This window comes from Pseudomonas sp. Y24-6, from assembly GCF_020295325.1.
In the GTDB taxonomy this organism is placed as follows: domain Bacteria; phylum Pseudomonadota; class Gammaproteobacteria; order Pseudomonadales; family Pseudomonadaceae; genus Aquipseudomonas; species Aquipseudomonas gregormendelii.
In genome coordinates, this window is the sequence record NZ_JACBXG010000005.1 from 241,608 (window position 1) to 257,217 (window position 15,610).

General features: G+C 57.7%; 6 protein-coding genes. 1 reads left to right on the top strand and 5 read right to left on the bottom strand.

Annotated features, from left to right (window positions below):
* Nucleotide 1: 1 nt before the first annotated feature.
* The 4 genes from HYI44_RS12080 to HYI44_RS12095 all read right to left on the bottom strand — a co-directional run bounded on the left by HYI44_RS12080 (nt 2) and on the right by HYI44_RS12095 (nt 4,412).
* Nucleotides 2–1,510, bottom strand: coding sequence for a glucosyltransferase domain-containing protein (locus HYI44_RS12080; RefSeq protein WP_225569499.1), 1,509 nt, complete (start codon nt 1,508–1,510; stop codon nt 2–4).
* Nucleotide 1,511: 1 nt separating this feature from the next.
* Complete coding sequence (locus HYI44_RS12085; protein WP_122840048.1) at nt 1,512–2,453, bottom strand: glycosyltransferase family 2 protein; 942 nt, start codon at nt 2,451–2,453, stop codon at nt 1,512–1,514.
* A complete protein-coding gene (locus HYI44_RS12090) occupies nt 2,450–2,824 on the bottom strand; it encodes a GtrA family protein (protein WP_225569500.1) in 375 nt (124 codons plus the stop codon). The genes HYI44_RS12085 and HYI44_RS12090 overlap by 4 nt, the downstream gene beginning before the upstream one ends.
* Before the next feature lie 166 nt (nt 2,825–2,990).
* Nucleotides 2,991–4,412 carry an amino acid permease gene (locus HYI44_RS12095; RefSeq protein WP_122840046.1) on the bottom strand — a complete coding sequence of 474 codons (1,422 nt, stop codon included), beginning with the start codon at nt 4,410–4,412 and terminating at the stop codon, nt 2,991–2,993.
* A 618-nt stretch (nt 4,413–5,030) separates the two neighbouring features.
* Between HYI44_RS12095 and HYI44_RS12100 the strand changes: the two genes are divergently transcribed.
* The gene (locus HYI44_RS12100) at nt 5,031–8,150 is read left to right on the top strand and encodes a transglycosylase domain-containing protein (RefSeq protein WP_225569501.1); all 3,120 of its coding nucleotides are present in this window, start codon (nt 5,031–5,033) and stop codon (nt 8,148–8,150) included.
* On the opposite strand, the gene HYI44_RS12105 is transcribed toward HYI44_RS12100, so the two are convergent.
* Nucleotides 8,147–14,965: a hypothetical protein gene (locus tag HYI44_RS12105; RefSeq protein WP_225569502.1), complete on the bottom strand. Its 6,819-nt coding sequence runs from the start codon at nt 14,963–14,965 to the stop codon at nt 8,147–8,149. The genes HYI44_RS12100 and HYI44_RS12105 overlap by 4 nt on opposite strands.
* Nucleotides 14,966–15,610 lie beyond the last annotated feature (645 nt).

Genomic DNA, 15,610 nt, shown 5'->3' on the forward strand with positions numbered 1-15,610 from the left:
TTCACCAGCGCAAAGTCTTGATCGGCGGTGGTTCCTTGACGACGATAAACCCGTAGTCGCCGATCAGGTATATCCGGTAGTACGGCCTGTCCACCAGCGCTGGATAGGCCAGGTACCCCACGCGCGTGGCATTGCGCCGTTCCTTCTCGGCGACCACGTTGGTGATGCCGACGCTGGGCAGGTTCTCGGCCAGCATGTAGAAGTCGATGTTGAGCAGATAATGCAGCACCGGCATCTGCCTGAACGTACCGGCTGCGCCCGTCAGCCAGTGGTCGGAATAGGTCACCGACAGATAGATACGCTTGGCTTCGCGCAGCTCTCGATGGGCGCTGATGTCTTGCGCAAGACTGCCCAGGGCCTGGGTGGCGAAGGCCTTCTGCACGGTCAGCACCCGGCCGTAGGCGTAGGACAGCGACAGCATCGCCAGCAGCGGTAAGGCCAGCAGCAGCGGCAGGCGCGGGTGAAGCCGCGACAATGCCAGGTGGCCGAGGTAGAACAGCAGCACCAGCAGCACGGCGAAGCCCATCAAGGTTCTGGCGCCTTCGTTGAAGTCGCGAAAGAACAACGCCATGCCCGACACAAGCAAGGTCACCAGCGGCAGGGTCAGCAGGCATACCAGGCCGATGCACAGGCGTTTGGCTGCGCTGTCCGGACGCCTGGAAATCTCGCGCCCCAGCCCTGCGGCGCCCGCTATTGCACACAACAGCAGCCCGGCCAACACCCAGGTAAAGCCGCCATGGAACAGCAACTGCACCTTTTCCAGCACGCGGCCGATATTGATCAGCACCTGCAGCCATGGATCGGCGTCCAGGTTCAATAACAGGGTGCGATTTGCCTCGGTAAACGGGTAGGCGGTCACGCCGTAGATCAACGCGCCAAGGGCCGCCTGGGCGATTCTGCAGCCGATCAGATCTCGCCACTTGCGCCATTCCAGCTGGTCATGGGCGCCCTTCAGCACTTCAAGGCAGCACAATCCCAGGAACACATTAAAACTGATCTGATACAAGCCCAAACCCAACGCGACAAGACCGGCAGGCACCAGCCACTGCAGGATGCGCGAGGTGTGGTGAAAACTGATTGCGTAGATGACTGCCACCACGCTCAATGCCATGGCGGGGCCGTCGTATTGATAAGACAGGTTCTGCAGGAAAAACGGGTTGTACCACAGCGGCAACACCACCAGGCAGTTGGAGACCCTGGGCTCGCGCCAGTAGTGAAACGTCAGGCTGGTCAGGGCCGATGCCATGGCCAGCGTGGCGATCAACAGCGGCAACGGAAAAATGTTCGGCGCGCCAGGGCTCAAGGTCAGGGCCTTGTACATCAGCTCGGCGAACAACCGTCCCTGCCCTGCCCATTCCATGCCGCCCGACAACGCGCGCCAGTTGTCATCGATATAGCGGTAGTCGGCAAGGATCAGCGGCAACACATACACCAGCGTCGCCAGCACAAACAGCCGCCAGGCCTGGCGCCGCCCCAGCTCACGGGTCAGAGCGTCACCCAGTCGGCCCATGTTAAAGATCGCGCCCCTGCCTGGCGCCGACGATGTCCTTTATCACGTAACGCGGTCGATGCTTGGCCTCGATGTAGATGCGGCCGACGTACTCGCCGAGAATGCCGATGCCGATCAGTTGAACACCGCCGAGAAACAGAATGGCGGTCATCAGCGAGGGGTACCCAGGGACGCTGTTACCGAAGAAAATCTTGTCCAGCACCATGTACACCGCATACAGCACGGCAAAGACTGAAATGGCACCACCGATGTAGGTCCACAGGCGCAGCGGCACCGTGCTGAACGAGGTCACGCCCTCCAACGCCAGGTTCCACAGTTTCCAGCCGTTGAATTTGCTGTTGCCGGCCACCCGCGAGGCACGCTCGTACTCCACCACCACGGTGTTGAAACCGGCCCAGGACAGCACGCCTTTCATGAACAGCTGATGTTCCGGCAGCGCGCGAATGACGTCGACGACCTTGCGGTCCATCAGCCGGAAATCACCGACATTTTCTTCGATGCGGGTGTAGGAAATGCGATTGAGCAGGTGGTAGAAAAGTGATGCACTGTGGCGCTTCATGTAGCTGTCGGCGCTGCGATCACGGCGCTTGGCAAGCACCACGTCCGCCCCCTTCAACCACTGCTCGATCAACAACGGGATTACGCTGATCGGGTCCTGCAAGTCGACGTCCATGGGAATCACCGCATCGCCGGTAGCATGTTCAAGGCCGGCGAACAGCGCGGGTTCCTTGCCAAAATTACGCGAAAAATTGATCAGCACGACCTGCTCGTCGACCTGCGCGAGCGCGGCTGCCTGTTCGGCTGTACGGTCCGTGCTGCCATCGTTGATGAAAACAATTTCGACTTCGGCCTGATCCAGTTTCAGCTCGTTGCGCACGGCCTGGTAAAACAGATTGATGGCCTGCTCTTCATTGAACACCGGCACGATGAGCGAGATTTTCATACCTGATGCTCGCGGAAGACAACGTATTTGGAGAAGAGGAAACCCAGCACCAGGCTCAATGCGGAAAACAGCCCGACCGTGAGCAGGCCATGCAGTCGCCAGACGTCGGCAACATGGCCCACCCCCAGACTCAAGGCGCCCATGGTCACCAGGAATAAAGCATAGTTGGCGACCGACGTTTTACCGTCGAAGGTGAATTGCGCGTTCATGTAGAAAGAGAACGAGGCGGCCACGCAGAACGCCATGAGGTTAATGACGGCCTGGCTAAAGTCAGCCGCCACGCTGAGCAGGAAAAAAATCTGCCAATGGATCAGCGTATTTGCAATCCCGATCACCGTGTAGCTGGACATTCCTTTCCACAAGCGTCTCATGGCGCCCCCTCCGTTGCTGACTACCGTCATCCTCGGCACATAAGGGTTTGAGCTTGGCGACTGTCAGAAATCACAGGCGGGGGTGTTTTTCAGACCGACGGTGAAATCCTGCAACGAAAAAGCCCCGATCGACAGACCGGGGCTTTGGCATTTCACATACGCACAATCAAGGAGCCGAACGCGCCGCACCCTGCGATACATTGGTCGGCTGCAGTTTGAACACGTAGAACAACACCGTCAGCAGCACCAGGAAGGCCGGGCCGACATACAGCGCCACGCGGGTGTCGGGGAAGTAGGCCATGAGGCAAACCACCAGCACCAGGAACGCCAGCGCCAGGTACGAGCTGACCGGGAACAGCCACATCTTGTATTTCAGGCCGGCACGTTCGCTGGCGCTCAGGCCTTTGCGGAATTTGAGCTGGGCCAACAGGATCATCACCCACGTCCAGATCGCGCCAAAGGTGGCAATTGCCGTCACCCAGACGAAGACTTTCTCAGGCACCAGGTAGTTGAGCAGCACGCCCAGCAGCAAGGCGCCGATCGACAGCAGCAGTGCGCGACGCGGTACGCCGTTGCTCGAGGTCGTGGCGAAACCGGCCGGGGCCTGGCCATTCTGCGCCAGGCTGTAAAGCATGCGCCCGGTGCTGAAAATGCCGCCGTTGCAGGACGACAGCGCAGCGGTAATCACCACGAAGTTAATGATACCGGCTGCAGTCTTGATGCCCAGACGCTCGAAGGTCATCACGAACGGGCTGCCCTGGGTACCGATTTCGTTCCATGGGTAAATCGACAGGATCACGAAGAGCGCGCCGACGTAGAACAGCAGAATGCGCCAGAACACCGAGCCGATCGCGTTCGGGATTGTCTTCTGCGGGTTTTTCGCTTCACCGGCGGTCAGGCCGATCATCTCGACGCCGAGGTAGGCGAACATCACCATCTGCAGGGACATCAACACGCCCTGCACGCCGTTGGGCATGAATCCGCCGTGGGCCCAGAGATTGGAAATCCCCAGCGCCACGCCGTCGTTGCCGAAGCCGAACGCGATCACGCCGACACCGCCGATCACCATGGCAATGATGGTGACGATCTTGATCAGGGCGAACCAGAATTCGAATTCGCCGAAGGCTTTCACAGCGATCAGGTTGATCGAGCCCATACTGATCAACGCCGCCAGGGCCCAGATCCAGCGCGGTACCTCGGGGAACCACACACCCATGTACACCGCCACGGCGGTGATTTCCGCCACGCAGGTCACCAGCCACAGGAACCAGTAGTTCCAGCCGGTGAGGAAGCCCGCCAACGGGCCCAGGTAATCTTGAGCGTAACGGCTGAAAGACCCGGCTACCGGGTTATGCACGGCCATCTCACCGAGCGCGCGCATGATCACCAGGATCGCCAGACCGCCGATGATGTAGGAAAGCATGATGGCCGGGCCGGCCATTTCGATGGCCTTGGCCGAACCAAGGAACAGACCGACGCCGATACAGGCACCGAGCGCCATCAAGCGAATATGCCGTTCGCCGAGTTCGCGTTTAAGCGGGCCGCCCTGAGCGGTCTCGCCGTGGGGCAGGTGATTGCCGACTGGCATGGGGGTACAACCTCGTCTTGTTATTGGATATGACCACCGAGTGACCAAGCGCGGGCGGGTCGCCTTTGCTTGCCTGAAACCGGACCTGCTTCGTGGGCAGAACCGTCTTGTAGGACAAAACCTCCAAGATCAGCGGGGCGTGCAGTATAAAAAGCTTACGACAGGGTTTTTCACTCTATAAACCACAACATTCAGCGAGAACTCTCGGGAAAAGCCCAGTTTGTGGAGGGGCATTACCTGGGCTTGTAGGAATTTTCGCAGCTAAAACGGCGCGGAGTATTGCACGCTATTGGTGCGTCGTCATGTCCCTACTTAGGCCTAATTTACGCGTGAACGGCTCTATCTCAAGGCTGTCGGGCAAATGCTGGGAATCACTTGCATTCCAACCTGCAATACAACTTGTAGGAGCTGACGAGTGAAACGAGGCTGCGATCTTTTGATCCGTTTTTTTAAACACAAGATCAAAAGATCGCAGCCTCGTTTCACTCGTCAGCTCCTACGGGCTCCTACGGGCTCAGGCTCCTGCGCGCAACCTTGTTCACAATTTTTTCACCATCGCCAACCACCGACTAAGCTTCAGACAAGTCCGATCAATCTGCGTGAATGGATCAGTCGACTATGGGCGCTTTGTGGCAAACCGATTCGAGTAAAACCGTGGTCCAGACTGAAGCTGTGGATGAAGCGCCGTCACCTGAAAAACCCCGTGGTTCGAAACATGGGTGGAAGGCTTTTTTCCTGTTGCTGTTGATTATCCTCATCGTCGTCGGCTTGGCGGCCGCCAAGGAAATGCGCACCTCGAAATTCCAGTCCAGGGAGGTCAGCAAGTACGCTGCGACGCTCAATTACGACCTGCAACCCGGTCCCAGCGATGACATTCGCTATCCCGGCGCGGGACCTTTTGACCTGCGCCTGGGCTACAGCTCCCTCGGGGAATTTCTACCACGCCTGATCAAGCGTGATTACGTGGTGAAGTCGCAAACCCGTTTCTCCCAGGCATTGATGGACTACAGCGACAAAGGCTTTTTTGTCCCCTACGCGGAAAAAATCCAGGCCGGGCTGTCAATCACCGACTGCCGGGCGGCCCCCTTGTATCAATACAAATACCCGCAACAGTTGTACGCAAGCTTCGATGCGATTCCGCCAGTGGTGGTCAGCAGCCTGCTGTTCATCGAAAACCGCTTCCTGCTCGACCCGCGCCAGCCCCATGCCAACCCGGCGGTGGACTGGCCACGATTCGGCATGGCCGCCTGGTCGCAGGTTGCCAAATTGCTCCACATGCCCGGTCAGTCGGCAGGCGGCAGTACCCTGGCGACCCAGCTGGAAAAATACAGGCATTCGCCCGATGGCCTGACGGTGTCCGGTGCGGAAAAGATCCGGCAGATGATTTCAGCCACCGTTCGCGCGTATCAGGCCGGGCCCGACACCCTGGTCGCCCGGCAAAATGTAGTGCGTGACTACCTCAACAGCGTGCCCCTGTCCGCCGTACCCGGTCATGGTGAAGTGCACGGCATGGCCGAGGGGTTGCGCGTCTGGTATGGAGCCGATTTCAACCAGGCCAACCAACGCCTGGCCAGCACTCAAACGGATCCGCAAAGCCTGGCGGAGAAAGGCCTGGCCCTGCGCGAAATGTTATCGCTGATGATCGCCCAACGCCGCCCTTCGCATTACCTGACCAAAGGCCACGATGAACTGGCCAGCCTCACCGACAGCCACATTCGCTTACTGGCGCAGAATGGCGTGATCGACGCGCCGCTGTCGGCCGCCGCACTGGCCAGCAAAGTCACCTATCGCGACTGGGCCACGCAACCGACTATCCAGCCGATCGAAACCAATAAAGGCATCAGCGTCGCCCGCAGTCGTCTTGGCGGCCTGCTCAACCGTCCGCTGTACGATCTCGACCGGCTTGACCTGTCGGCCACCAGTACCCTGCAAGGCGACCTGCAAACCCAGGCCACCGAGTACCTCAAGCACTTGGCCGACCCGGCCTTCGCCGCGCAAATCGGCCTGATGGGCGAACGCCTGCTCACCCCCACCAGCACCGCCCAGGTGCGCTACAGCTTCACCCTGTTCGAACTGACCCCGGACGGTTCCCGGGTACGAGTCCAGACCGACAGCACCGACCAGCCCTTCGACATCAACGAAGGCAGCAAGCTGGAGCTGGGCTCAACCGCGAAAATGCGCGTGCTGACGACGTATCTGCAAATCATCGCCGAGCTGCATGATAAATATGCCGCCATGACCGTGCCGGAACTGAAGAAAGTCGAGGTTCCGGACCAGGATCGCCTGAGCCGCTGGGCCATCGATTACTTCATTCAGAACAAGGACCGCAACCTGCAAACCATGCTCGGTGCCGCGCTTGATCGAAAATACTCCGCCAGCCCCGGTGAAGCCTTCTTCACCGGCGGCGGCTTGCACACCTTCAACAACTTTCGCAAAGAGGACAACGGACGCCTGCCCACCTTGCGCGACGCGCTGCGTGAGTCGATCAACCTGCCTTTCATCCGGCTGATGCGCGACCTGGTGCGCTACACCACCTACTCCGGCCCGAACAACAGTGCCGAATTGCTCAAGGACGACCGCGATCCCAGGCGCCAGGAATACCTGGCCGGTTTCGCCGACCGCGAAGGCACCTCGTTCCTGCTGAAGTTCTGGAAAAAATACAAGAACAAGGACACCCAGGCGCGCCTCGAAACCTTCCTCGACGGCATGCGGCCGACGCCGATTCGCATGGCCGCCGTGCATCGTTACTTGCTGCCGCAAGCCAGCCAGGAAAGCTTCAACAGCTTCGTCCGTTCGCACCTCAAAGGCGCCAAGCTCACGGAAAAACTCACGGACGAACGCCTCGAGCGGCTCTACGAAAACTATCGTCCTGGCGCCTATGACCTGCCCGACCAGGGCTTCATCGCCAAGGTCCACCCCCTTGACCTGTGGCTGATGGGTTACCTGCTGAACAACCCCGACGCCAAGTTCAGCCAGATCGTCAAGGCCAGCCAGTTCGAGCGCCAGGAAGTCTACAGCTGGCTGTTCAAGAGCCGACACAAAGGCGCGCGGGACAGTCGCATCCGCACCATGCTGGAGATCGAGGCTTTCCTCGACATTCACCAGCGCTGGCAGAAAGTCGGCTATCCGTTCGATCACCTGGTGCCCTCGCTGGCCACTGCCATTGGCAGCTCCGGGGACCGCCCGGCGGCGCTGGCTGAGCTGATCGGGACCATCCTCAACGACGGTGTGCGCATGCCGACGCTGCGCATCGACAGCCTGCACTTCGCGGCGAACACACCCTATGAAACCAGATTGATCAGTAATCCGGATGCCGGTAAACGGGTCATGCCAATCGAAGTTGCCAGGGCCATGCGCGAAGCCCTGTCGCAGGTGGTGGATGCCGGGACGGCCAAACGGGTTTCCGGCAGCTTCACCCTGCCAGACGGCAAGCCGTTGGCCATGGGCGGCAAGACCGGGACCGGCGACAACCGCATCGAAGCCATCGGTTCGGGCGGACGGATACTCAGTTCAAAATCGATCAACCGCACGGCGACGTTCGTGTTTTTCATCGGCGACACCCACTTCGGCACCATGACCGCGTTCGTACCCGGTCGCACGGCTGAAGCGTTCAAGTTCACTTCGGCGCTGCCGGTGCAAGTGCTCAAGGGCATGGCGCCGATTCTGACCCCATACCTGCAACCGGGCAGTCATTCGCAGTGTCAGCCACTGGCGGTTTCCCGGCTTTCGGCGCACTAATCCCGATGGCCTTTGGCAAAACGATCGATCCTGTGCGCGACCGTTATCAACGCCGTCAGGTAATTGAAATACGCCATCTGGCGTTCGACAGGATCGGGGCTGGCGATAGCAATGGCAGTGCCTGCGCCCGTCAGGGCTATGGCCACTTCATCCATCCCGATCAATTGCTGACGCGTCAGTTCTAAAAAAGTGAACTCACGCTCCAGATCAAGCCCTTGCATAAAAAGATTGTGGTAGTCGTCTCGCAGGCGAATAGCGAAGTCCAGAGCTCGCTGATAGCTACCTTCAGCAACTGCGGTCTCGTTAAAAAGCGCTTCCTGGGTCTGCTGCATCAGGATGATATCGCTCTCGATTGGCGTGCACCCTGGCGCACGTTTATGCCTTGACAGGCTGCGGGGCAGGCAATTGGCCAGCGAATCCAGACTGCTGGACAACTCACCTACCGTCCGTGGGCGGAAGCCCGGGCCTTCGGCAGGCGGAACTTCCAGGGTTTTGCCTTTGAGATTTTCCGTGTTTATCAATGCCAGCTTGTATTTTGGAGACTTAGGCAGGTTCCATGCGCAATATTGTGCTGCCAGGGACACCGTACCAATGGTGCCGTGCATCGCCGTTGCCAGCAGGTCGATCGAGGGGTAAACAAAAAAGCCGATATTCGGATCATAGAAATAGAAATTGTTTTCCCCAAAAATATCGAACGTGACACCGATCAACATCGAATGTTTTTGCGAGTCCATCGCGAACATACTGTTTTCTTTAAATGTTGATAGATACGTGAGAATTTTTCCAACACTACTGGGCGCTGCGTTCAATTTAGGGATGATGAAATCATTCACATCCAGTTTGCGTATCTGGTCAATCGCCCGAATAATTTCATTGTGCGAGTGATCGGTTTTTGCTGCTGAGCGCATTATATTCATAAAGAAATTTTCAGCACTGTATTCTATGACAGCCACTGCTGCCGCCATTACCAACGGGTAACAACGTCCCTCTCCCGTCCGCGGCGCGTCTGCTGCACACAGCCAAAAAGACTGCGGGGCAATGATCTGCCGGTAGCTGCCGTTCTTCAATGGTTTTGCATATTTAGCCGCGACGTAAATGCTTGAATGAATAATCCGATGGGAGCGGGTATTCTCAATTTTACCACTCAGCGCTCCAAGTTGCATCACATCAGCGGTGCCGCACCATTCATTATAGCGAGTTATCAACACCAGTTCAGAATCGGTTTTTTTCACACCGGCGACCTCAAACCCCTGGTGATGTCTTTTAGCAAAATTAAAATCAGCCGCTCTTTTCCCTGAAGCCATCACTTTGGCATGGTGCTCGTAACGCTCGCGCTTGGTATCAAGTTCAGCAAGCTGTTCAAGCGTCAGCACCGATGTATTAAGCCCCACATCGTTCGGACGTAACGCTTTGGTTTGCCGAATAAAGTCATTGAATACCTGGGTAAACCGGGCCGTCAACGCGCCGATTTGAGCAGTCGTCAATACCTCCCAACTCGTATCGTCAATCTCGCCAGGCTCATTGATCACGGCATAATCAAAGTTATTTAATCGAACGGTCCGCGTTACTGAATCATAAACAACCCCTGAGAAATTTACCGCTCTGTAATACACCCCCATATCGCGCAACAGACTCACGAGCCCCTCTACCACAAGGGATCTATCCAGGATACGTACACCCTCCATCGCGGTACGATCATCCTCGGCCAAGATCGCACTGAGTGTTTTCCCCGACGACGATGGCAGCAGAGTCACCACCGGCCCTTCTCCCGGAAAATAAAGGACTTGGGCCTTACCCGTTTCCGGGCCGCCGTATATACGATTGTACGCAAGGCTATTATTACTGGCTTTGCGTATTCGCAGCGACTGGTCTCCGTCGCGTTCCGACCTGAACTCCCGTACCACATAAGAGTCTTGCGAATTACTTAGCTTGTAAACCGTGTAGCCATCCCCTGCCTCGATAACATTTTTTGCATCCAGATAATCCAGATCATCCAGGCACTTATACTCCAACGATCTGATCTGGCGGCGCGTGACCGGCGCGCACAGTCGGTGATCAATGGAATATTGCGTGCGGTTTTCAATGCGTTTCATCACCGGTAGCTTGCGGTCCAGTGGGGCCGCCAAGGCCAGGCCCTCTGCAATCACCTCTGGGGGCGTTAATGAACTGTTACGCAAAACGATTATTTTATGAGGTCCGATCAACACTCGAGTGGTTGCCGCCAAAGCCGTCAGTTCTGCCTGCACTTGTGTCGGTAATGTACTGAGTGAATCGCTGGGCAAGGCGTTCAGCGTCGAAATCACCGAGTCTGCAGTCGCATAGGCGTATTGAATATAAGCCCTGATGTGTTTACTCGCACGCATGATGCCTTTGACACACAGCTCTGCCGGCAGCGGGGAGACCACGTCAAAACCGATGTAGGCGGCATACGTAAAGCCTTTTAGCCCCAAGCCTGCAAATTCCGGGTTCGTCATCAACCCCAGCAGTATTTGCCGGGTGACGACCTTAAATGATCGGCCTGCGGCAAGGCCATGCATACCCTCGTTGAGCAGTATCTTGAAGGTGGTGCGGCCGAGCTGAGTCATCGCACCGAGGGCCGGCAGTATTGAAAGAACGATCCCTAACACGTCCCACATGATGCCATTGCCGTCGAGTCGGTGATCCGCATCTGCATAGACATCCCGCAGCTCGGTATAAAGCGGCAGAAAGCCGAGTACAACGCCCCAGAAATCATTATCCTTGTGGGCGGTTTTCAGCAGCCCGACCCACTGACTCAAATTCTCTCGCATCACCTCATCAGCGACATTCATTAATGGCTGACCCTGCCTGGGATGCTGGCGCTCCAAATGGTTTCGCTCCCACCACCCCCTGAATTTACGCGGTGCCTTTAATATCGGGTACCCACTTTTGCCAATCAGCGCGTCGGTCTCAAGCCCCATGGGCCGCAGCACATCATCAATCAGTTTCCTGCCCTCCAGCTCCCCTACCGTACCGCGATAAGGGATGGCCATCAGGCTGTGGATTTTACTCAGTACTTGACTGGCGCTAACGGATGACGGCTCAAACAGCTTCACCGTCACGTTGAAATCAAGTCCTGCCAGCGCCAATATCCCACCGTTGGCTAGCGCAATAAACCCTATGGTTCCAGGCACTTCGGTCGGGCCATTGAGCATGTTGTGAAATTTATCGCCCAAGTCCCTGGCGGCGCCGCTATTTAAAAGCTCATCTATTTGAGTGCTGGCATTTGAATAGACAACCAGATCGGCATAAACGATCTTTTCAGCTTGCAGTTGACTAAGGCGATAATCAGTCAAACCTTGATTGGCCATCGCGCCATACGACATTTGCCTGGCGTCGAAATCAATGTACTTTTCCCGATACTGGATAAATTGATCGTAATAATCGACCCATGTTTCAGATTCGCTACTTTTCTTGAAGGTATCAAGGCTCCTGTAACCAGCAGGCCTGTCTTCATAAAGACGCTTGAAGTATTCGGTGGGCGTAGACGCTTCAGCAAAACTGACCGAAAGCGCGTTGGTCCACCTCTTGTACTCCCTGGCCTGGACATCATTGGTCATCATGAAAAACGCCAAAGCACCGGCCTTATTTAAATAGGCCTTGACCTGATCAGAAACACCATCCTCGCGGGAGATCTGATAAAAGCCCATAACTTTATCATCGTCATCCAACGAAGCTACGTCGACCGAAAATTTTTCCAGCACCAATTCAACCGCGATCTTTTTTGCCTCAAATACCGCTTGTGTTTTCGAGTATTTTTTTCGCAATGGGCCGAGATTTCTTAACTGTTTGCATATGGCATAACTATCAACCTCCTCGATAAAAGCATTGGCCAGGTGAATTTTACGCATCTCGAGGGTCTCGACATCCACCGTACGTTGCAGCAGTGTTGACCCCGTCTTGTCTCCCTCTTTCAATGATTCATACAGCTTGGCGCCGAGCAACTCCATGCGGAGCTTCAGAACATTAATAAATAAATCCGGCAACGCTTCAAATTTTTTCAAACCAACATATTTATCTATTAGTTCTTCAAATTCACGCTGTTCGACCACCAGTGCGGAACGCCATAGTTTTTGAGTATTTGAAAGGTCGGGGGCTTGCAGATAGTCGGTATCAGATGGCTGTATCCGGGCCTGGCGTTGCTGGAAGTAAGTGTCGGCCTCTCGCTGCTCTATCCTGAACGCCCGATTCAACAAGCTCAGCGTTTCACGTCGCGAATCGTGACGCCAATCCTGCCAATACCTGGTGTTGGCGGTAGAGGAGTGTTGCTGCACCTCCTCTGCGGCAGCGGCCAGGCTGGCCATCCAGACCACGGACTTGTGATACTCCGAATGAATCCCCGCTCCGGCCTTTTTCAGGTTATCCAGAGTGGGCAGAATCAGCGCCACCTGTTGAATCAACGCATGATGAAACTGTGTCAGATACAGGTTCTTCTTTTGCTCAATGTTCAGGCTACTATCGTGATTCAGTGTTATCGAGTTGTGCCATAACCGATTCAACTCGCTGGCCACCAAGTTGTCGTTCTTTGAAAAATCAAGTGCGCGCCGCGCCAACTGCACGACGGGGTCCGAATAGGTCAGGGAGGCCGTCTGCCCATCCTGCGAAACCACAACACGCTTAACCCGCTCGGAGCGCCGGGGAAAGTCGGCCAGAGCGCTGGTGTCGCGGCCCAGGCGTCTGGCCAGCGGTGCCGTTGGCGAGCCTTCGACCACCTCCAGGGCACAGGCCAGCAGCGCATTGACGTAGGGCGTATAAACCGGCAAATCAAAATCCGTCTCGCGCGCGTCACCGGTCTCCATGCACCTGTCCGCTGGCGCTTCGCTGTAAGCCCAGCGATACAGCAGGAACCCGCCCGTTGCCATCGCAGCGAGCCCCAATAGCAGCGAGGCTTTGTGATCCTGCAATCCACGGCCACCCGTCCGCGCTGCGCCGCCCATCAGGCCCGTTTCAGCTTCTGCCAGCGGTGCGCCGGCATTGCCGGCTTCGCGTGCCTGCCACACTGCATAGCCGATAGCCCCCAGCGCCACGGCCTCCAGGCTGATGCCGGCAAGCAATAAACCATGGGAGCCCAGACCGGCAGACAAAGGTTTGAACGGACGGCCCACAGCCCCCGAAGTCGAAACTGCTGCCGCGCCCGGCGGGCCCATTGGGAACTTGCTCATGGCTGCCACCAAGGCATCCGCCAGCCAATGCTCCACCTGCCGGGACAACCGTCGGTGCAAATCCATGGCGCTGCGCTGACTGCTGGCGCTGCTGGCCAGCGCGTTCAGCCACTGACTGCCCCAACCGAGCCAGCTGTCGGCGTTGAGCTGTACACTCACACTGCGCCGCGCCTCCATCAGCAACGGCAACAAGGGCAACAGGTCGATCAGCGGTTCCAACTGCGGGTAGCTCTTGACCACCTGATACTCTTTGAGCTGGCGCGCAAGTTGGCGCAGCCGGTCTTCGGTTTGCAACGGATCGCCACCCGCGCAGGCCTGATACACCTGCCAGACCAGCAGCGCATTCAGATACTGGCCGTAGGCAAGCTGCAGCGCCAGGTCGCCTGCCGGCGCGTGGGCGACGAACCATTGGCAGCTCTGCTCCCAACCAGTATGGGTTTTCAATGCCTCGGCATAACGCACGGTGGCAGCGGCCAGCGGGTGGCCCATCAGCGCGCCCAGGGCATAGGGCCTGGCAATCTCCATGACACTCTGGGCGATGCGCCTGGCCAGACTGGGCCAGCTCTCGTCGGGCGTACCTTGCCGATAGAGCGTTTGCAGCGCTCGCAGCCCCTGCACCGCATAAGCCGGCAAGGTCTGCCCGGCCACCAGATGGGCAACCGGCAACGCGAGCGCGGCCAGTAAATCCTTGAGCAGCAACAGCCCGCCATCCCGGCTCTGCCTCAGACTCAGCAACCGATTCACCAGGCTGAGCGTGGCCGGGTCGGCGCCCAGCACCCCGTGGCATGAGGTCAGCCAGGCGTATGCTTCATCGTCGCCCACGTTGTGCTTGAGCAGGGCAAGCAGACAAAGTGTCTGATCGACCAGCGTACCCTGCACCGGAAACAGGCGCAGCGACTCGACAACCTGGCATAACGAAAAAAGTTGTTCCACCCGCAGCCGACTGCCCAGCAAACGCTCCAGAGGCCCCTGCAGAAGATCGCGCAATGCTGGATCACCCAGGGTAACCAACAACCAGACAAGCTTTTCCGGCAGCGTACCCTTATCGGGATACCCCTTGTGCACCTGCCCCAAGCCTCGTCCCAATTGCTGCAGCGAGTCCGCCAGCGCCTCACCCAGCAAAGGATTGCCGGCCAGTAGCTGCACATAATCGCCCAGGCCCGCACTGCCGGGCAGCGCCTGCCAAAGACGTGCGTGCGTCAGGAGCTGATCGATGCTTTCCAGGCGCTGATCAAGCTGTCCCACCAGCCCCTTACCCACCAGCACCTGGAGCTGTGGATCAGTCAGAAAGCGCCGGGCCAGCACTGACAGGTCCGCCGCCTGTTTCAGAAATTCTTGCTGTGCAGTGCACTGCTCGACAAGCAACTCCAGCGTCAGCCACTGTTTACTCAGACTGCTGAGCCAAGGGCCGACCGTGCCCAGACAGGTCCTCAGCTGGCGCCAGTAAGGTGTCAGCCTGCCTGAATAGTTGGCTAGCCTGGATGCGAAGCGCGTCAACTCGACACTGAGTTTGTGCAGTGTTTCCTGCCGGGTAAGATTGCCGTCAAGAATGCACCGACACTCGACATACACCTCCTTGAAGTCGTGCGTGACCGGCTCTGCCTCGAAAAAAAGCTGGTCCAGCGCGTCAACCAAGACCCGCCAGGCGATATCGCTTATCAGGCGGTTAAACGCCTGGCCCCCGGACTGGCCCAAGGATAACGAGTGGGTGACTGGCGACGGCTCGCACGGCCCAGGCGCGGCGCTACCGAGTGGCGGTGATGACGGCCGGAGGTGTATCACGCGCCGCTCTTGAGACGGCACGCTAAGCCCGCCCCCACCGCCTGCCTGGCGGCCATTGCGCCGTCGCAGGGTGCAGCCCGCTGAGAGTTCGATGCCAACCAGCTCGCGGCTTATTAGCCCTTGGCCAGGGCCTTGGCAAGGGCGGTTGGCAACGGCTGGCCTCTGAGAGGCAGCATGAACATCCATAGCTCAAAGGACTTTTGACAGTGGAGGGACACCAGCATAGGCATATCTCGCGCAGTCACCCTTGCACAAAACGCTCAAGCCACGAACCGACGAGCAGCCTTCACCAGCGCCTTCAAATAGTTGAGATACACCACCCGATCTTCCTCTCGGGTACAACCTGGAACGGCTGACATCGCATGAAGGCGCCCACCCAGCTGCTTGCGTGCCCGCCGTCAGCGGCCGCTTGTCGGCCCTTGAGTTTGCTCGCGACCATCGGGCAGTCGCCGCTTAAAAAAAAGCTTCCAGAGTCCCTTACCACAGGTACGGTGGTCG